This window comes from Streptomyces sp. NPDC060002 (genome assembly GCF_042737245.1).
Taxonomy (GTDB): Bacteria; Actinomycetota; Actinomycetes; order Streptomycetales; family Streptomycetaceae; genus Streptomyces.
Window position 1 is genome coordinate 112694 of record NZ_JBHWUW010000013.1, and the last position, 18734, is coordinate 131427.

Sequence of the window (18734 nt, forward strand, 5' to 3'; positions counted from 1 at the left end):
CGTGCGGCTCGTGCGGCTCGTGCGGCTCGTGCGGCTCGTGCGGCTCGTGCGGCTCGTGCGGCTCGTGCGGCTCGTGCGGCTCGTGCGGCTCGTGCGGCTCGTGCGGCTCCTGCGGCTCGTGCGGCTCGTGCGGCTTGCGCTGCCCTTTCCGCCCTTCCGGCGGCCCCTCCTGCCCCTCCCGCCCCTGCGTCCCTTCCAGGCCTTCCGGCTTCCGGGTGTTGTCGGCCCCCGGGCCGGGCCCGGCCGCTTCTCCATGGCACCGCCGTGACCAGCCTCTCCGCCCACCGCCGGCCCTGTCCATCCGTCACGACACCCATGTCGTCACCGTACGGGTGGATGGCAGCATGGCGGTTTTGGGCACTGTCCCTGACGTCCCAGGAACGACCATGAAACGCCCAGCAAACGACCAGCAAGGGGAAGAAACGTGTCTGCTCCACGCCTCCGGACGACACCGCTGCCAGGCATCGGAGTCCAGTACGACCTCGTGACGCGGGAGCAGCGCCACCTGTCCGTGGTGGCCCACCGCGACGGCACGCGGACGGTCGGTCTGTACCAGGCGGACGACCCCGAGTCGTGCGCCGAGTCCCTACGGCTGACCGGAGCCGAGGCGGGCTCGCTGATCGACGCGCTGATGCCGTCCCACCACAGCGCGAGCCTGCTCTACACCACGGACCTCGGACTGGTCGCCGAACGCATCGAGGTGGCGGCCACCTCGCGCTGGAACGGGCGGCTGCTGGGCGACACCCGGATGCGGACGGAGACCGGTTCCTCGATCGTGGCGGTGCTGCGGCGGGCCGAGGCGATCCCGTCCCCGGCCCCGGACTTCCGTCTCGCGGGCGGCGACACCCTCATCGTCATCGGCACCCGCGAAGGTGTGGACGCGGCCGCGGCCATACTCGGCCGGGAGTGATCGAGTGCACTCCGCGGTCCTGCTGATCGAGTTCGGTTCCATCATCCTCGGCCTCGGCCTGCTCGGCCGGTTCGCCGCCCGTTTCCGGTTCTCGCCGATCCCGCTGTACCTGCTGTCCGGTCTGGCCTTCGGCGAGGGCGGGCTGCTGCCGCTCGGCGCGAGCGAGGAGTTCGTCGCCACCGGTGCCGAGATCGGCGTCATCCTGCTGCTGCTGATGCTCGGCCTGGAGTACACGGCCAGCGATCTGGTCTCCAACCTCAAGGCCCACTATCCGGCCGGTCTCGTCGACTGCGCCCTCAACGCCCTGCCGGGCGCGGCCGCCGCGCTGCTGCTGGGCTGGGGTCCGGTGGCGGCCGTGGTGCTCGCGGGCGTCACCTGGATCTCGTCGTCCGGGGTGATCGCCAAGGTGCTGGGCGACCTGGGCCGGGTCGGCAACCGGGAGACCCCGGTGATCCTCAGCGTGCTGGTCCTCGAGGACCTGGCCATGGCGGTCTACCTGCCCATCGTCACCGCCCTGGTGGCCGGGGTCGGGCTGGCGGCCGGCAGCGTCACCCTGGCGATCGCGCTGGGCGTCGCGGGACTCGTGCTGTTCGCGGCGGTGCGCTACGGCCGGGTCATCTCCCGGTTCGTGTCGAGCGACGACCCGGAGAAACTGCTCCTCGTCGTGCTGGGGCTCACCATCCTGGTCGCCGGCGTGGCGCAGCAGCTCCAGGTGTCGGCGGCCGTAGGGGCGTTCCTGGTGGGCATCGCGCTGTCCGGGGAGGTCGCCGAGGGCGCGCACACGCTGCTGAGCCCGCTGCGCGACCTGTTCGCCGCCGTCTTCTTCGTCTTCTTCGGGCTGCACACGGACCCGGCGAGCATCCCTCCCGTCCTGCTGCCCGCCCTCGCGCTGGCGGTCGTCACCGCCGCGACGAAGATCGCCACCGGCTACTGGGCGGCCCGGCGGTCCGGGATCTCGGTCAAGGGGCGCTGGCGTGCGGGCGGCGCGCTGGTGGCTCGCGGGGAGTTCTCGATCGTCATCGCCGGGCTGGCGGTCACCGCCGGGGTCGAGCCCTCACTCGGACCACTGGCCACGGCGTACGTCCTGATCCTGGTCGTCGTGGGCCCGCTCACCGCCCGCTACACGGAGCCGCTGGCTGCTTGGTGGGCACGGCGCCGGACGCCGCACGACCACGGCACGACCGAGCCGCTGTCCGAGGCGAGGACGCGGACTCCGGTGCGCGACTGAGGCGGGGTGAGGGCCCGGACCCCCCTCCGGGCCCTCACCACACCCCGTGGCATACGTCACAGCACAGCGTGTCCGGATCACGGAGTGGTGAGGAGACGGTCATGGCATGCTCATGGCTCGTTACCGGCCAGTAGGAATCCGCTGCCAGGCCGGTCCCCCCTTCCTCTCCCCCACCTCCAGGACCGACCTTGCGCACACGCACGAGGCACTCCCGTGCCCTCATGCCCGCCTTAGCCGTATCCGCCCTCCTCCTCGCCGCGGGCTGCTCCTCCCCCTCCTCGCAGGCCGAACCCTCCTCCTCGGCAGCCGGCCGTCAGGCCGACGCGGAGACCGCCGCCTCCGCCGCCGACCGCTCGCTGGCGGTGGCCGCCGCCCCCACGGGCAGCACCGCGACCGCCACCGCCCACCCCGGGGACTCCGACGGACGAGCCCATCGGACGAAGCTCAGCGTCAGCTCGTACGACGGCAAGACCCGACGGGCCGTCATCGCCTCCGACACCGCACCCTCCTCCACGAGCTCCTCCACGCCCTCGGTCCCCTCCTCGTCCCCGGCCTCGCCAGGCGCGTCGTCCACGCCGCACCGCACCGCCGTCGGCGACGTCATCGCCAGCGCCCCCGCGCCCGGTGCGCCGGACGGGCTCCTCGCCGAGGTCACGAAGGTGATCGGCGAGACCGACGAGGGCACCGAGGTGCAGACCGCGCCGGCTCAGCTCAACGCCCTGCTCGGGGACGACACCGCCAAGGGCAGCGTGCCGGTCGACCCGGCCGCGTTCGCCGTCGACGAGCTGCTGCCCGACGTCGACGTCTCCTGGTCGAAGACGGCTGGCGTGCACGTCGGCCCGCAGGGCGCGACGGTTCCGCTCGGCAGCCTGCGGCTCGACGTGCGGGCCGACCTTCCGACCGTCGCGAACACGTCCGCGTCGGCGGCCGCCTCCGTCTCCGGCTTCGTGCAGGTCGCCCCGCAGGTCGACTTCCGCTACGGCGGCGAGGGCGCCGACGCCGCGCCCGCCTCGGCATACCTGGGCGTGTCCGGCGACTGGACCTCGGGCTGGTCGCTCACGGGCCGCGCGGGCGCCTCCGCCACTCCGGTGCGGATCCCCTTCGCCACCCTGCACGCCGATCCGGTCCTCCAGGTCGGCCCCGTGCCCGTCGTGGTCAACCTGGACCTGACCTGCTACCTCCAGATCAGCGGCGACGGCAGGATCACCGTCGACGTGGAGCAGAGCCTCCAGGGCGACTTCGAGGCAGGCGGCACCTTCAACCTCGGCCAGGGCTGGGCCCCCGTCAGCTCCTCGGACATGAAGAGCACCCCGGTGCGCACCTCCGTCACCACCGCCGGCAACGTGAAAGCGGCCCTCGGCGCCCAGGCCACGGTCGGCCTGTACGGCAGCGTCGGCGTCGTCGCCGATCTGGCGCCCTACGTCCGCGGCGAGGGCACCGGCACGGTCACCGGCACCGACTCGGTCTTCGATGCCGACGGCGCCTGGGCCGTGTACGGCGGTGTCGACCTGAGCGGCACCCTGCGACTCCAGCTGACGATCTTCGGCACGCCCGTGTTCCAGCGGGACATCCCGCTGGGCGCGCTGCACCGGGAGTGGAAGCTGGCGGGCGGCGGCTCAGCCTCCTGACCGGACCACCGGCTTCAGGCCGCGCCGCCAGGGGTCCAGCCCTGGCGGCGCAGCACCGCGGACACGTCCGGTATCTCGTAGTGCTCGCCCTTGAGGACCTTGCCGTCCGCACGGCGGGCGACCTGGCCGCCGGGGCCCAGCTTGGTCATGTTGGACCGGTGGATCTCGGCGAGCACCGCGTCGAGGTCGATCCCGTGCACCAGGGCCGTGCCGTAGGCGACGTAGACGACGTCGGCCAGCTCGTGCGCGAGCCGGTCCAGCGGGCCGCTCACCGCCACCTCGGCGACCTCCGCCGCCTCCTCGGCGAGGAGCTCTCCGCGGTGCGCGGCGAGGCGGGGCGACACCTCCGCCGGCGTGCTGCGGGCGTCGAGCCCGAAGGCACGGTGGAACTCACGGACCAGTTCGGCGGGCGAGGAACTCATGCACCGACTGTAACGACGGCCACTGACACTCCGGTCCGGAACCGGCCCGGTGAGCCCCGCCCTGGTCAGCACCGCGTCCCGGCTGGCAGGATCGCGCCCATGTCCCCGTTGTTCTCCCGTATCGGCAGGCGCCGCGCCCTCCAGGGCACAGCCGCCGGTGTCGTCGTCCTCGGGCTGCTGCTGTGGTGGCTGCTGCCGCTGGGCGAGGACCCGCCGAGCGGGTCGATCACCTTCAGCACGGGCACGTCGAGCGGCGTCTACTACGAGTACGGCAGCCGCCTGCGCGCGGAGCTTGCCCGCGACATGCCCGACCTGGACGTGAAGCTGTCGACCAGCAACGGATCGCAGGAGAACGTCGCGCGCGTGGCGACCGGCGAGGCCGACTTCACCATCGCCGCGGCCGACGCGGTGGAGACGTACGAGCGGCAGCACCCCGGCTCGGCCGCCCGGCTGCGCGGGGTGGCCCGCCTGTACGACGACTACGTCCAGCTCGTGGTGCCACGCGACTCGGACGTCCGGTCCGTCGCGGACCTGCGGGGCACGACCGTGGCGACCGGGCTGCCCCGCTCGGGCGTGCGGCTGATCGCCGAGCGGGTGCTCAAAGCGGCGGGCCTGGACCCGGCGAAGGACATCAAGGCCGTGTCGCAGGGCATCGACACCGGTCCCGAGCAGCTGAAGAAGGGCAGGATCGACGCCTTCTTCTGGTCCGGCGGGGTGCCGACGGCCGGGCTGGAGAAGCTGGCCGACAACTTCACCTTCCGGTTCGTGCCGATCGGCCCCGACCTCGTCGCCAAGATGCACGACCAGGACGACTCCACCGGGTTCTACCGGGCCACGAACATGCCGGAGTCGGCGTACCCCACGATCCAGAACGGCTCGACCGTGGCGACGATCGCGGTGTCCAATCTGCTGATGACCCGTACGGACATGGCGCCCCGGCTCACCGAGTGGCTGACCCGGACCGTGATCAAGAGCCGGGACGGAATCGGTGCGCATGTGCACTCCGCGCAGTTGGTCGACCTGCGCACGGCCATCTACACCGACCCGCTGAAACTGCACGAGGGCGCCCGGCGCTACTACCGCTCCGTCAAGCCGTAGGAGCCCCGGCTACGACGTCGGCGACCTCGGCACCGACACCGTCGCCGTCAGTCCACCGGGCTCGTGGTGGTCGTACGAGAGGGAGCCGCCGCCCGCCGCGAGCAGGGCCCTGGAGATGGACAGGCCCAGCCCCGAGCCCTTGATGTTCTGGTGGCGGCCGCTGCGCCAGAAACGGTCGCCCACGCGGGTGAGTTCCTCGTCGGTCAGCCCCGGTCCGTTGTCGGTGACGACGACGGTCGAGGTCTCGCCGTCGGCCGCTACCGTGACCGTGACGCTCTCCCCCTGCGGGGTGAACTTCACCGCGTTGTCGATCACGGCGTCCAGCGCGCTGGACAGCGTCACCGGGTCGGCCCATGCCGTGGTGGGCGGGCAGTCGCCGACCAGCCGGACGCCCTTGGCCGCGGCGGTGGGCGCCCAGGCGGCCACGCGCTCGGCGGCCAGCGCGCCGATGTCGGTGACCCGCAGGTCGGCCTCGGCGTGCTCGGCCAGGGCCAGGTCGAGCAGGTCGTCCAAAACCTGGGCCAGTCGCTTGCCCTCGTTCTGGACGGAGGCGATCTCCTCGTTGCCCTCCGGGAGTTCGTACGCCAGCAGTTCGATGCGCAGCAGCAGTGCGGCGAGCGGGTTGCGCAGTTGGTGCGAGGCGTCGGCGACGAAGGCGCGCTGCTGCTCCAGCACGTCCTCGACGTTGTCCGCCATCTCGTTGAACGCCCCGGCCAGCCGCCGCAGTTCCGGGGGCCCGCCGGCCACCGCGACCCGGGACTTCAGGCGGCCGCTCGCGATCTCGTGGGTGGTGGCGTCCAGGACCCGCACCGGCCGCAGCACCCAGCCGGTCAGCCGCAGCGCGGCGCCGATGGCCAGCAGCATCGCGGCGATCTCGCCCGCGCCGACGACCAGCCAGCCGTGCAGGATCCGTGACCGCATCGGCCCGGTGGGCGAGTCGGTGACGACGACGGCGACGACGTCACCGTCCCGGATGACCGGCGACGCCACGACGAGCCGGTTGCGCTGCCACGGCCACACCTGCCGGGGGTCGTGGCTGCGACGGCTGAGCAGCGCCTCCTCGAAGGCTTCCCGCACCTCCCCCGTTTCGGGGAGGTACCAGTCCCTCGGGGCATGAGCCATGGGGGTGTCCGTGCCGTAGAAGACACCGGCACGAATGCCGTAGACGTCGTAGTAGCTGTCGAGCTCCCTGCTGAGCGTCGCGCGTCGCTCGTTCGTGGCCGACGCGGAGTCGTTGACGCCCGACGAGGCGGTGACGAACTGGGCGAGCGCCGCGAACCGCGCGGTGTCGTCGATGCGGTCGACGACCACGTTCTGTTGCTGGGCGCCCGCCACACTGGCGGCCAGCGGCACCCCGAGGGCCAGCAGCACGGCCGCCATCAGCACGATGAGCAGCGGCAGAAGACGTGTACGCAACCGCGGTCCCCGCTACGCGCCCGGGGCGACGAGCCGGTAGCCGACGCCGCGTACGGTCTCGATCAGCGCGGGCATGCGCAGCTTGGCGCGCAGCGAGGCCACGTGCACCTCCAGGGTGCGCCCGGTCCCCTCCCAGCTGGTGCGCCACACCTCACTGATGATCTGCTCGCGGCGGAAGACCACACCGGGACGCTGGGCGAGCAGCGCCAGGAGGTCGAACTCCTTGCGGGTCAGCTGGACGACCGAACCGTCCACCGTGACGCGCCGGGTGGGCAGTTCGATGTGCACGGGGCCCAGGCGCAGCGCGTCCTCCCCGCCGGCCTCCGGGTCCTCGTGGACGGTGCGGCGGCTGACGGCGTGGATACGGGCGAGCAGTTCCCCGGTGTCGTACGGCTTCACCACGTAGTCGTCGGCGCCCAGGTTGAGGCCGTGGATGCGGGAGCGCACGTCGGAGCGGGCGGTCACCATGATCACCGGCGTGGCGGTGCGCTTGCGGATCTTGCCGCAGACCTCGTACCCGTCCTGGTCGGGAAGGCCCAGGTCGAGCAGCACGACGCTGAAGCCGGGGCCCTCCGGGACGAGCGCCTGGAGCGCCTCCTCGCCACTGCGCGCGTGGGTGACGTCGAAACCGTGCCGCTTCAGGACCGCGGACAGGGCGGCGGCGACATGGTTGTCGTCCTCGACGAGCAGCAGTCTCATGCCGGCCTCCTCCGGTTCATCGGTCGTACGGTCTGACTCACTAAAACGGGCGTTCGGTTCTCCGGTCGGAAAAACACGGGCACACGCGTGTGTGCATCATGGCAGTCACGCTGATGGACGAGGACGCAGTCAAGAGGGTTCCGGTTGCACCGGGCTTCCGTTATCCGCCCGATACGCCCGCAGGTCGCAAGTGCTACGACACGTGTCCGATTGCTATCGGATCGTGATGCTCAGATTCCCCTCAGATGTAATGACGCTGGTCGCGGCAGGTCACTACTGTCCTCCGAAACCGAGGAGGACGGAGCACCAGAGCGATGACCGAAGTATCGGTGACCAAGGAAGACGCGGTCGCGAGCGGTGAACTGGTCGTCCTGAAGAGCGTCAACAAGCACTTCGGCGCGTTGCACGTTCTCCAGGACATCGACCTCACGATCCACCGCGGCGAGGTCGTCGTGGTCATCGGACCCTCCGGGTCCGGAAAGTCGACCCTGTGCCGCACCATCAACCGCCTGGAGACGATCGACGACGGCGCGATCACCATCGACGGGAAGCCGCTGCCTCAGGAGGGCAAGGCACTGGCCCGGCTGCGCGCCGACGTCGGCATGGTGTTCCAGTCGTTCAACCTGTTCGCGCACAAGACGGTGCTCGAGAACGTGATGCTCGGCCAGGTCAAGGTCCGCAGGACCGACAAGAAGCAGGCCGAGGAGAAGGCGCGCGCCCTCCTCGACCGGGTCGGTGTGGCCACCCAGGCCGACAAGTACCCCGCGCAGCTCTCCGGCGGTCAGCAGCAGCGCGTCGCCATCGCACGGGCGCTGGCGATGGACCCGAAGGTCATGCTCTTCGACGAGCCGACGTCGGCTCTGGACCCCGAGATGATCAACGAGGTCCTCGAAGTCATGCAACAGCTGGCCAGGGACGGCATGACGATGATCGTCGTCACCCATGAGATGGGTTTCGCACGATCGGCTGCAAACCGCGTGGTGTTCATGGCGGACGGACGCATCGTCGAAGAGGCTGCGCCCGACCAGTTCTTCAGCAATCCGCGCAGCGACCGTGCCAAGGACTTCCTGTCGAAGATCCTGCACCACTGACCTGCATCACTGACGGAACCCGCACCGCACGCAGTACTTCATCACTCTTCTAAGGAAGTTCCTCATGAAGCTTCGCAAGGTCACCGCCGCCTCCGCCGTAGCCCTCGTCCTCGCCCTGACCGCGACCGCGTGCGGCGGCGACGACAACAAGGACGACAGCGGCAGCAGCAGCTCCAGCGGCGGCAGCGGCAAGATCAAGGTCGGCATCAAGTTCGACCAGCCCGGCCTCGGCCTGAAGAAGCCCGACGGGTCGTTCGCCGGCTTCGACGTGGACGTCGCGACCTACGTCGCCAAGCAGCTCGGTTACGAGCCGGACCAGATCGAGTTCGTCGAGACCAAGAGCGCCGACCGCGAGAACGCCCTCGGGCGCGGTGACGTGAAGTTCATCGCGGCCACCTATTCGATCAACGACGAGCGCAAGAAGAAGGTCGACTTCGCCGGCCCCTACCTGCTTGCCCACCAGGACCTGCTGGTCAAGTCGGACTCGAAGATCGCCAAGGGCGACGACCTCAACGGCAAGAACCTGTGTTCCGTCACCGGTTCGACCTCCGCGCAGAACGTGCAGAAGTCGATCGCCCCGAAGGCGAACCTCAAGGAGGTGAGCTCCTACTCGGAGTGCATCGCCGGCCTTCAGAACGGCTCCGTCGACGCGGTCACCACCGACGACTCGATCCTCGCCGGCTTCGCCTCGCAGGACCAGTACAAGGGCAAGTTCAAGCTCGCGGGCCTGAAGCTCAGCAACGAGAACTACGGCGTCGGCGTCAAGAAGGGCGACACCGCGACCGTCGACAAGATCAACAAGGCGCTGGAGCAGATGGTCAGTGACGGCGCCTGGCAGAAGGCCGTCGACGCCAACTTCGGCCCGGCGGGCTACAAGAACGAGCCTGCCCCGAAGATCGGCGTCATCGTCCCGAACGCCTCGTAACCACAGCTCAGCAAAGCGGGGTATCCGCGGTGCGCCGCCGTCCGTCGCGATCACGGCGGCGGCGCGCCCCGCCCACCACATACGCCACCCACCCGGAAGCGCGGGAGATCGTGTTCGACTTTCTTGAAGGTTACGACGTCCTAGGGGCGTTCTGGATGACGGTGAAACTCACCGCCCTCTCCGCCGTGGGCTCCCTGATCTGGGGCACCCTGCTGGCCGGGATGCGGGTCAGCCCGGTCCCGCTGATGCGCGGGTTCGCCACCGCCTACGTCAACATCGTCCGGAACATCCCCCTGACGGTCATCATTCTCTTCAGTTCGCTCGGCCTCGCCGACGTCTTCGGCATGACCCTGGGCGCCGAGGACTTCAAGGTCCAGGGCTTCCGGCTCGCCGTGCTCGGTCTGATCGGCTACACGGCGGCCTTCGTGTGCGAGGCGATCCGTTCAGGCATCAACACGGTGCCGATGGGGCAGGCGGAGGCGGCCCGGGCCATCGGGCTGAGCTTCACCCAGACCCTGACGCTCATCGTGTTGCCGCAGGCCTTCCGTTCGGTCATCGGCCCGCTGGCCAACGTCCTGATCGCCCTGACCAAGAACACCACGGTGGCGGCCGCCATCGGCGTCGCCGAAGCCGCCTACCTGATGAAGACGATGATCGAGAACGAGGCGCAGACGCTGCTCATCGGCGCGGTCTTCGCGTTCGGGTTCGTGGTACTGACTCTGCCGACCGGCCTCTTCATGGGCTGGCTCAGCAAGCGACTGGCGGTGAAGCGATGAGCTCGGTCCTCTACGACACTCCCGGCCCCCGCGCCAAGCGGCGCAACGTCATCTTCTCGGTGGTCTTCTTCGTCCTGCTCGCCCTGTTCGTGTGGTGGGTGTGGCAGAAGATGGACGAGAAGGACCAGCTCACCTCCGCCCTGTGGAAGCCGTTCACCGAGTCCGAGGCCTGGACGACGTACCTGCTCCCCGGCCTCGCCAACACGCTGAAGGCCGCGGCCCTCGCCATGGTGATCGCCCTGCCGCTGGGCGCCGTCTTCGGTATCGCGCGGCTGTCCGACCACCGGTGGGTGCGGGGCGTGGCCGGCACGGTGGTCGAGTTCTTCCGGTCGATCCCGGTGCTGCTGCTGATGCTGTTCGCCAACGAGTTCTACGCCCGCTCCACGGACGTCACCAGCGGGGACCGACCGCTGTACGCGGTCGTCACGGGCCTGGTGCTCTACAACGCCTCGGTGCTCGCCGAGGTCGTCCGGGCCGGCATCCTCTCCCTGCCCAAGGGCCAGACGGAGGCCGCGTACGCGATCGGCCTGCGCAAGGGCCAGACGATGAACAGCATCCTGCTTCCGCAGGCGGTCACCGCGATGCTCCCGGCGATCGTCAGCCAGCTCGTGGTCATCGTGAAGGACACCGCGCTCGGCGGTGTGATGATCGGCTTCACCGAGCTGCTCAACTCGCGCGGCACGCTGGCGGCCAACTACGCCAACGTGATCCCGAGCTTCATCGTCGTCGCGATCATGTTCATCGTGCTGAACTTCATCCTCACCAGCTTCGCGAGCTGGCTGGAGCGCTACCTGCGGCGCAGCAAGCGCAGCACGGGCGCGGTCCTCGGCGTCGACAAGGTGGACGACCTGAACGCGGCCGAGGTCGGCGGCGGCTTCGGCGCCGGCGCGGGCGGCGGCATCTGACGCGCGATCAGGTGCTGTGACCTGTACGGAGGCAGTGGCGTGCGCGCCGCTGCCTCCGTCACTTGACGCAAGCAGCGGCAATGGGTTGCATACGTTCTGTGATCGTGCACCCTGCTCCTACCTCTTGTTCCCTTACGTCCCTGAGGACACCGTCGCGGGCAGGGGGCGGCACGCCGTGGACCCGGTGATCATCGTCGGAGCGGGGCCGGTGGGGCTCACGCTCGCCCTGGCGCTGGCGCGCCAGCAGGTGCCGTCCGTGGTCCTCGACGAGGGCCCCGGCAAGGACGAACCACGGCTCGCGCGCACCGTCGTCCTGCGCGAGGACACCGCCGCCCTCGTCGAGCGGCTCACCGGAGCATCCCTCGACGAGGCCGGGGTCCACTGGGCCGGATGGCGGTCGATGCGGCGCAAGCAGGTGACGCGCGAGGTCGTGTTCGACGACGCGGCGGATCCCGCTCCCCTGCACATCGCCCAGCATGTGCTGACGGGCATCCTGCGCGCCGCCCTCGTGGGACAGCGGCTCGTGAAGATCGCCGTGGACAGCCGCCTGGCCGGCGTCGAGCAGGAACCTTCCGGCGTCACGGCCCACACCCGCGGCCCGCACGGCACCTGGTGGCGGGGCAGCCACCTGGTCGGCTGCGACGGGCCGCGCTCCACGGTCCGCAAACTCCTCGACATCCGCTTCCCCGGCCGTACGGCGGTGGAACGACACGCCGTCGCCGCGCTGCGCACGGAACTTCCGTGGCCCGACGAGGCGTTGCTGCATCGGACACCGCCGTGGCGGGTGTCCGGTCCCTCCGCCGGGGAAGTCACCGGACGCCCGCTGCCGGACGGCGTCTGGCGCCTCGACTGGCTGCTGCCGCCCGGCAAGGACCTCGTCACGCCCGAGCTGCTCGTGGCCCGTGTCCGCGAGACCCTGGCCGGCTGGAGCGGCGGTTCCACGCCCGCCTACGAACTGCTCGACACCGGCGTCCACACCGTGCACCACCGGCTGGCCCGCCGCTGGCGCGTGGGGCGGGTCTTCGTCGCCGGGGACGCCGCGCACCTGCTCGGCGCGCTCGGCACCCAGGGCCTCGACGAGGGCCTGCGGGACGCCGACAACCTGGCCTGGAAGCTGGCCCTGGCCTGGCACCACGGGTCGCACGAGGCGTTGCTCGACAGCTACCAGGCGGAGCGGCGCGCGGCCGTCGCCGCCCGGCTGCGCGCCGCCGACCAGGCGCTGCCGGTGCTGCGCGGCGGCGCGGGCATAAGGGCGTACGTCCCCGGCACGGCCCGCGGTCACGACGTGCTGCTCACCGACGGTCACCTGGGCCGGGGTCCGCTGGGCGCGCCGGGCGCCTACGACGGCTCGCCGCTCGCGCCCCGGCACCTGGAGGCGGAGGTGCCGGTGGACACGCCTTTGGGCGCGCCGGTGGAGGACGTGCGGGTGACGGCGGAGGACGGCTCGTTCGTACGGCTGCGGGACCGGCTGGGGCGCGGTGCCCTGCTCGTCCTGCTGATCGCGCCGGGCACCGGCGTGTGGGAGCGCAGGCACTGGGTGGGCGCCGGGATCATGCCCCGGCTCGCCGCCGCGGTGACAGCCCTGCCGAGCCCGGCCGAGCTGCTCGTGGCCGAGAGCTACCCGGGCGCGGCCGCGCACACCGTTCTGCTGATCCGGCCCGACGGCCGTCTGGTCACCGCGCTCAACGGGGTACGCGCGGCCGACCTGTACGCGGCGGCGGAGGCGACGGTGGGCGGTCCTACGGGGCCGCGGGAGACGTCGGAAGCGGGGGCCACGGCGGGCTCCGCGGCCAAGTGACGTAAGTCCCCACCCGGCATCCGCCCGCGAGAAGACCGGACGACGACCGAACGACGACCCGAGGAGAACCGGGAAAGAGCCGAACGGAAAACACACGATCGTACCGGCGGTGACGGTGCGGTCCACATGGTGACAGTGAGTTGACCGGGGTACACCGGCGTGGTGTACTCCGGATCGTGACCGACACCGATGTGCGCCTGTGGCGGAGGGTCCATATGGACCTCGTCCGCTATGCGGGCTGCGTGTGTCGCCCGTCCTGCTGAACTCGCATCCCCCTTTCCCACCGGCGCGCGCCGCCGATGCGCACCTCGCCGCGTGCGCGGCCGTGCGCTCCCGCGAACGTTCTCAGGACGGTACCCGTGTCTGTCTCCCCCTCCGTGCCCACCGCCGCCGTCGCCGCGCCCACGCAGGCCGACCTCCTCGACTTCGTCCGGCGCACGGCCGCCGATGCCGAGCTGATCGCCTCGCTCCCCCTCGACCCGGAGGGCCGCACCTGGGTGCGCCTGGAGGGTCCCGGCGGCAGCGAGGCCTGGCTGATCGGCTGGCCGCCCGGCACCGGCACCGGCTGGCACGACCACGCCGACTCGGTCGGCGCGTTCCTGACCGCGCAGGGCGAGCTGCAGGAGTACTCGCTCGCCGCGCGGCTGCCCACCGACGGCTGGAAGACCCTCGAGCTGACGGACGGCGTGGACCGGGAGCGCGCGCTGCCGGCCGGCCGGGGCCGCTCCTTCGGACGCCACCACGTCCACGAGGTCCTCAACCGGTCCACCGAGGAACACGCCGTCTCCGTCCACGCCTACTACCCCCCGCTGCCGCGCATCCGCCGCTACAGCCGTACGGGACACGTCCTGCGGCTGGAGCAGGTCGAGCGCCCGCAGGACTGGCAGTGAGCGGTCCGGGCGCACCTCGGGAGGGACGTCCGGCGGGCGAACGGCCGACGGGCGTGGACGAGCTGCTCGAGCGGGTGCGTGCGGGGTACGCGCGCGTGGAGGCGCGGGAGGCGTACGAGGCCGCCCGCGCGGGTGAGGCGCTGCTCGTCGACATCCGGTACGCGGCCCTGCGCGAGCGGGACGGTCTGATCCCCGGTGCCCTCGTCGTGGAGCGCAACGAACTGGAGTGGCGCCTCGACCCCCAGGGCAGCCATCGCCTTCCCGAGGCCACGAGTCATGACGTGCGGGCGGTCGTGATCTGCAACGAGGGTTACGCGTCGAGCCTGGCCGCCGCCTCCCTGCACCAGCTGGGGCTGCACCGGACCACCGACCTCGTCGGCGGTTTCCAGGCGTGGCGGGCGGCGGGGCTGCCCGTGACGTCGTAGCGGGGCTGTGGTGCGCCGGGCTCAGTCCCGCGGCGGGCAGTACAGCGGGGCCGTGTCCGCGTTGTCCCTGGTGACCAGGCGGACGGGTGTCTTGTCGATCCTGTCGGCCCTCTTGTCCTTGCGCAGCAGGGAGATGACGTTCTGCACCGCCAGTTCGCCGGTGTCCGCGGCCGAGTTGGAGACGGTGGCGGCGAGGCTGCCGGCCTTGAGCGCGGCCAGCGCCTCGTCGGTGCCGTTGACCGTCACGATCCTGACGTCCTCGGCACCGGCCGCGTCGAAGGCCTTGCGGGCGGCGAACGCCATCTCCTCATTGGCGACGAAGGCGTAGTCCAGGCCGGGATTGTCCTTGATCATGGCCGCGGCGACCTTCCCCGCCTTGACGGGGTCGTACATGCCGGGCCGGCTCGCGACCACCTGGGCGTTGTCCGGCAGCCTCTTGGTGAACGCCTCGGTGAGCAGGTCGGAGGCGGCACCGGGGGCTCCCGCGATCACGGCGACGCCGACCTCGCGGCCGGCGGCGTCCCGCTCGATCCACTCGGCGTCGAGCTTCCCGACCTCCTGCAGGTCGACCACGACGGCCCCCAGGAGGTCGGACGTGTCGTCGGGGGCCACCGAGGTGAGGAAGATCGGCACCCCTGCGGCCTTCGCCTCGGCGATGTCCCCCTTGAGGGCGTCGACGTCGACGGTCTGTACGACCAGCGCGTCCACCTTGCGGGCGATCATGTCCCCGATGTTGGAGACCTCCGTGGCGCCGTCCTGGCGCGAGTTGGCCGTGAAGAGATGGACGCCGTTGTTGCGGGCCGTCCGCTCGACGGACTCCTGGAGGCACGTGTGGAACTCGGTGGTACCGCCGTTGACGAAGCCCAGCGTGATCCTGCCCTCGACCGCGCCCGCGGGTGCCGTGGCCTGCGAGGGCCACAACGCACAACCGGTGAGCAGCAGACCGGCGCCGAGGACCGAGACGACGAGCGGTCTTCGGGAGCGGGTGGGCACGGGCATGGCAAGGCCGCCTGTCGGAAGGTGCGGGAGACAACCCCGCAGGAGAGAAGGGGGTTCACGGGCGGCAGCAGACGGTACCGGCAGGCCGGACGAGCTCACCCTTCTGGGAGCGCAAGGTAATCCTGCGCTCCCCGGGGGTCTCGGAGATCACTTCTACCGGTAGGGAGGGGAGCGTCGCTCACTCCTTCGCCGTCGCCACCGTCACCGCGCGCACCCTCAGCGCCACGCGTCCGGGCACAGCGGTGGCGACCAGCGCGAGAAGCCCGGCCCCTGCGACCACCGTGGCGTACACGAGCGGTACGACCGCCGGGGCCGCCCGCCCGGTCATGCCGATGCTGAACGCGGTCAGGACCGCCACGGCGATGGCACTGCCGAGGGCGACGGCGAGGAGCAGGACCGACAGGGCCTCGGTACGCAGCATGCGCAGCACCTGCCGACGGGTCGCCCCCGCGAGGCGCAACAGCGCGAACTCCCGGACCCGCTCGGCGACCGACATGGCGAGCGTGTTGACCACGGCGATGGCCGTGAACGCCAGCACGAGTCCCATGGCCAGGAAGTTGACCTCGGCGTTCGCCCGCTGCCGCTCGGCCCGCAGCGTGTCGGCGACGGTCGGGGAAATCACCCTGAGTCCCGGGAACTCACGCAGCGTAGTCGCGAGTTGTGTCTGTGTACGGGTCGTGCTGACGAGCAGGGAGGAGGCGAGCGGGTTGTCGACGTGGCGGGCGACCAGGTCGTGCGCGAAGGTGAGGTCGCCGAAGCCGAGACCCCTGGCGTAGACGGCGGTGACGGTGAGTGTGGCGGGCGTGCCGTCGCCGAGCGTGAGCTTCAGGGTGCTTCCCGGCGCCAGATGGAGCTGGTCCGCGGCCAGTTCACTGACGGCGACGGTGTGCTCGGTGAGCCCGTCGAGGGAGCCGGCGGTGACATCGGGGTCCCAGGTACGGCTGACGGCGGCCGGAGTGACGCCCTGGGCCGCGTACTTGTCGAGGCCGACCCGGACGGTCGTACGGACCACTTCGGTGACGACGTCGTGCTGCGTACGCAGTCGTCGTGCCGCCTCGCCGGGCACACCGGGCCCCTGGGAGGCGACGACCCAGTCGGCGCGTACGCCCTCGCGGACCTGGGCGCGGGCCGCGTCGCCGAGCGTGGGCTGGACGAACAGCACCGTGCAGGCCATGCCGACGAGCAGGGTGAGAGGGGTGACGACGGAGGCCATGCGGGCGGCGTTCCCGTGGAGGTTGGCGGTGGCGAGCCTGCCGCCGGGACCGGTCAGGCGCAGCGGACCGGCGAGGAGAAACGCGGCTGCCTTGACCAGGAGCGGCCCGAGCAGCGCGACGGAGGTGGACAGGACGACGACGGCGAGGAATGTCACGGGCGTCGAGGCGGGCTCGGTGCGCAGGAAGCCGAGCAGGGTGACGAGGACCGCCCCGGCCGCGAGCAGCAGCAGGCCGGCGAGGAGGCGCCCCCAGGCTGGCCGGGTGGGCTCGGTCCGGGCCTCGGCCAACGCCTCGGCAGGGCGGATCCGGGACACTCGGCGGGAGGCGATCCGCGCTGAGCCCCAGGCACCGAACAGGGTCGCGGCGACGGCGGCGAGCGGAGGGAGGGCACTCACGGTGTGCTGAAGCGTGGCCGGTACGGCGCCGAGGGCGACGAACCTGTCGTGCAGCCAACTCCCCAGAGGAAGCCCCAGAAGCGCGCCGGCCGTGCCCGCGGCCAGCGCGACGATCAGGGCCTCGCGCCCGAGGAGGCTGCGGATCTGCCCGGAGGTCGCGGCGATGGCGCGCAGCAGGGCGAGTTCGCGCCGGCGCTGCTGGACGGAGAGCGCGAAGGTCCCGACGACCACCAGGACCGCCACGAGCAGCGAGGTGCCACCCATCGCTCCGCCCATGCTGACCAGCTTGACGCGGGCCGCGGCGGCGTCCAGGAACTCGACGGGCCCTCGGTCGTCCCCGGTGCTGACCTGGGCTCCGGTGCCGTGCAGCGCCGCGGCCAGGGCCTCGCGGAGCCGGCTCGGGTCGGTGCCCGCCTTCGGCAGCACGCCGAACGCGGTGACCTGCCCGGGGTGTGCGGCGAGACGGCGGGCCTCGCCGGTGGAGAAGAAGAGGGCGCTCTGGTGGCGTACGGCTGTGGCGGGGGCGGCGATGCCGGAGACGCGGTAGGTGCGCGGGGCCTGTGTCGACTGGACGGTGAGCCGGTCGCCGGGGACGAGGCGGGCGCGTGCGGCAAGGTCGCGGTCGACGACCACGTCGGTGGCGGCTGCGGGCGCGGTGCCCGCGGTGAGCCGGTACGGCGTCAGCGCGGCGGAGTCCCAGGCGTGGCCGTAGGCGGGCCTACCGTCGGTGTGCGGGGTACCGGCGGCGGTCAACGGCTCGGCGAGGAAGGTGAGTTCGGGGATCACTCGAGCGACACCGGGTGCGGTGGTGAGTCTGCGCTCGAGAACGGCCGGGAGCCAGGCGCGTTCGGCGATGGGTTTGGCCTTGTGCTTGACCTTGGTCTTGCCCTTCTTGTGCTTGACGGTGGTCCGGTGGACGTTCTGGTCGGCGGAGACCACGACCGGCGACGCGGCATAGCGCTCGGTGCGGATGGTGCCCCGCAGCCCCGTCTCCAGGAGGGTCCCGCACGCACTGATCAGGGCGGCCGCGCACAGCAGCGCGAGGAAGGGGCCCAGGAAGCCCGCTTTGCGGGCACGAACGGTCTTCAGGGCGTAGCGCAGCATCATGAGGGATCGACCTCGCTTCCGTCACTGACGGAGAGGGTGGTGGAGGGAGTGACGGAGAGGGCGACGGAGGGGGTGGGATCGGGAGGGGAGGCGGGGAAGGCGAGGAAGCGGGTGAGGAGGGCGCGCGCGCCCGCTGGTGTCGCTGATTCGGGTCGCTTGTAGCGGTTGAGGAGAGCGATGTACTCCTCGAAGAGGTCCCGGAGTTCGGGCAGTGTGAGCCGGATGGTGCCGCGTGAGTAGGGGAACGCGTCCGCCCACGGGCCGTCCTCCTCCGCGTCCCGCTGGAGCCGCTCGAAGAGGTCCAGATCGGCTGCGTAGGCATGGTGGTTCAGCTCGTCCATGACGAGCCGCATCTCGGGACTCTGACGGCTGCGCGGCGGGAACCGGCGGTCCCCGGGGACCGCCCGCCACCAGCGCTCCCGATGCGTGGACGGCTCCGCGTGCCGCGCTTCGGCCGGGTTCTCGCCGTTCTCGCCCCGGTGCGCGGACCTCTCTGTGTGGGCCTCCTCGACGAAGCCGTACCTGGCCAGCTCACGCAGGTGGTAGCTGGTGGATCCGGTGTTCAGGCCGAGGGCGCGGGCGAGGGTCGCCGAGGTGGCCGGGCCGTGCAGGGTGAGGTGTTCGAGCATGCGCTGACGGCGCGGCTGGGCGAGCGCCCTGAGAGCGGCGAGGTCGCCGAGTTCGGCGGGGGCCACGGAGGCGTGTTCCGCGTCCGGGGGCTCGTTGGCACCGGGTTCCTGGGACATGCGCACACACTCGCCTGTGCACAGCTGCTTGTGCACTGCGGTGGCCCGGCGTCCTCAGTGGG

At 71.4% G+C, this 18734-nt stretch carries 19 protein-coding genes; 13 read left to right on the plus strand and 6 right to left on the minus strand.

What is annotated here, in order from left to right; genetic code table 11:
* The 4 genes from ACFWBD_RS14990 to ACFWBD_RS15005 all read left to right on the plus strand — a co-directional run.
* The coding region (locus ACFWBD_RS14990; RefSeq protein WP_385666999.1) for a hypothetical protein at positions 1–268 on the plus strand (268 nt) is incomplete at its 5' end.
* A 156-nt stretch (positions 269–424) separates the two neighbouring features.
* Positions 425–910 (plus strand): cation:proton antiporter regulatory subunit, encoded by a 486-nt coding sequence (locus tag ACFWBD_RS14995; RefSeq protein WP_385667001.1) that lies wholly within the window; start codon positions 425–427, stop codon positions 908–910.
* A 4-nt stretch (positions 911–914) separates the two neighbouring features.
* Complete coding sequence (locus ACFWBD_RS15000) at positions 915–2138, plus strand: cation:proton antiporter (RefSeq protein WP_385667003.1); 1224 nt, start codon at positions 915–917, stop codon at positions 2136–2138.
* Between the two features lie 221 nt (positions 2139–2359).
* Complete coding sequence (locus tag ACFWBD_RS15005) at positions 2360–3766, plus strand: hypothetical protein (RefSeq protein WP_385667005.1); 1407 nt, start codon at positions 2360–2362, stop codon at positions 3764–3766.
* 14 nt (positions 3767–3780) lie between these two features.
* On the opposite strand, the gene ACFWBD_RS15010 is transcribed toward ACFWBD_RS15005, so the two are convergent.
* Positions 3781–4188 carry a MazG nucleotide pyrophosphohydrolase domain-containing protein gene (locus ACFWBD_RS15010; RefSeq protein WP_385667007.1) on the minus strand — a complete coding sequence of 136 codons (408 nt, stop codon included), beginning with the start codon at positions 4186–4188 and terminating at the stop codon, positions 3781–3783.
* 99 nt (positions 4189–4287) lie between these two features.
* Between ACFWBD_RS15010 and ACFWBD_RS15015 the strand changes: the two genes are divergently transcribed.
* Positions 4288–5286, plus strand: a complete 999-nt coding sequence (locus ACFWBD_RS15015) for a TAXI family TRAP transporter solute-binding subunit (protein WP_385667009.1) — start codon at positions 4288–4290, stop codon at positions 5284–5286.
* 9 nt (positions 5287–5295) lie between these two features.
* Here ACFWBD_RS15015 and ACFWBD_RS15020 read toward each other — a convergent pair whose 3' ends face one another.
* Both ACFWBD_RS15020 and ACFWBD_RS15025 read right to left on the minus strand, forming a co-directional pair.
* The gene (locus ACFWBD_RS15020; protein WP_385667011.1) at positions 5296–6702 is read right to left on the minus strand and encodes an ATP-binding protein; all 1407 of its coding nucleotides are present in this window, start codon (positions 6700–6702) and stop codon (positions 5296–5298) included.
* 12 nt (positions 6703–6714) lie between these two features.
* Positions 6715–7401 carry a response regulator transcription factor gene (locus tag ACFWBD_RS15025; protein WP_351766143.1) on the minus strand — a complete coding sequence of 229 codons (687 nt, stop codon included), beginning with the start codon at positions 7399–7401 and terminating at the stop codon, positions 6715–6717.
* Positions 7402–7715: 314 nt separating this feature from the next.
* On the opposite strand from ACFWBD_RS15025, the gene ACFWBD_RS15030 reads away from it, so the two are divergent.
* From ACFWBD_RS15030 to ACFWBD_RS15065, 8 genes are all read left to right on the plus strand, one after another.
* Positions 7716–8492, plus strand: a complete 777-nt coding sequence (locus ACFWBD_RS15030; protein ID WP_385667014.1) for an amino acid ABC transporter ATP-binding protein — start codon at positions 7716–7718, stop codon at positions 8490–8492.
* Between the two features lie 64 nt (positions 8493–8556).
* The gene (locus ACFWBD_RS15035; RefSeq protein WP_385667016.1) at positions 8557–9417 is read left to right on the plus strand and encodes a glutamate ABC transporter substrate-binding protein; all 861 of its coding nucleotides are present in this window, start codon (positions 8557–8559) and stop codon (positions 9415–9417) included.
* Between the two features lie 110 nt (positions 9418–9527).
* Positions 9528–10193, plus strand: coding sequence for an amino acid ABC transporter permease (locus ACFWBD_RS15040; RefSeq protein ID WP_385667018.1), 666 nt, complete (start codon positions 9528–9530; stop codon positions 10191–10193).
* A complete protein-coding gene (locus ACFWBD_RS15045) occupies positions 10190–11098 on the plus strand; it encodes an amino acid ABC transporter permease (RefSeq protein WP_385667020.1) in 909 nt (302 codons plus the stop codon). The genes ACFWBD_RS15040 and ACFWBD_RS15045 overlap by 4 nt, the downstream gene beginning before the upstream one ends.
* 175 nt (positions 11099–11273) lie before the next feature.
* Positions 11274–12896, plus strand: coding sequence for an FAD-dependent monooxygenase (locus ACFWBD_RS15050; RefSeq protein WP_385667021.1), 1623 nt, complete (start codon positions 11274–11276; stop codon positions 12894–12896).
* A gap of 191 nt (positions 12897–13087) precedes the next feature.
* Positions 13088–13159: a putative leader peptide gene (locus ACFWBD_RS15055; RefSeq protein WP_309544753.1), complete on the plus strand. Its 72-nt coding sequence runs from the start codon at positions 13088–13090 to the stop codon at positions 13157–13159.
* Positions 13160–13255: 96 nt separating this feature from the next.
* Complete coding sequence (locus tag ACFWBD_RS15060) at positions 13256–13786, plus strand: cysteine dioxygenase (protein WP_385667022.1); 531 nt, start codon at positions 13256–13258, stop codon at positions 13784–13786.
* The gene (locus ACFWBD_RS15065) at positions 13783–14211 is read left to right on the plus strand and encodes a rhodanese-like domain-containing protein (RefSeq protein ID WP_385667023.1); all 429 of its coding nucleotides are present in this window, start codon (positions 13783–13785) and stop codon (positions 14209–14211) included. Before ACFWBD_RS15060 ends, ACFWBD_RS15065 begins: the two co-directional genes overlap by 4 nt.
* Before the next feature lie 21 nt (positions 14212–14232).
* Here the strand turns inward: ACFWBD_RS15065 and ACFWBD_RS15070 are convergent, their stop codons facing one another.
* From ACFWBD_RS15070 to ACFWBD_RS15080, 3 genes are all read right to left on the minus strand, one after another.
* Positions 14233–15210: a sugar ABC transporter substrate-binding protein gene (locus ACFWBD_RS15070; protein ID WP_385667024.1), complete on the minus strand. Its 978-nt coding sequence runs from the start codon at positions 15208–15210 to the stop codon at positions 14233–14235.
* Positions 15211–15388: 178 nt separating this feature from the next.
* Positions 15389–17926, minus strand: a complete 2538-nt coding sequence (locus tag ACFWBD_RS15075; protein ID WP_385667025.1) for an FtsX-like permease family protein — start codon at positions 17924–17926, stop codon at positions 15389–15391.
* The gene (locus ACFWBD_RS15080; protein WP_385667026.1) at positions 17923–18672 is read right to left on the minus strand and encodes a winged helix-turn-helix domain-containing protein; all 750 of its coding nucleotides are present in this window, start codon (positions 18670–18672) and stop codon (positions 17923–17925) included. Before ACFWBD_RS15080 ends, ACFWBD_RS15075 begins: the two co-directional genes overlap by 4 nt.
* Between the last annotated feature and the right edge of the window lie 62 nt (positions 18673–18734).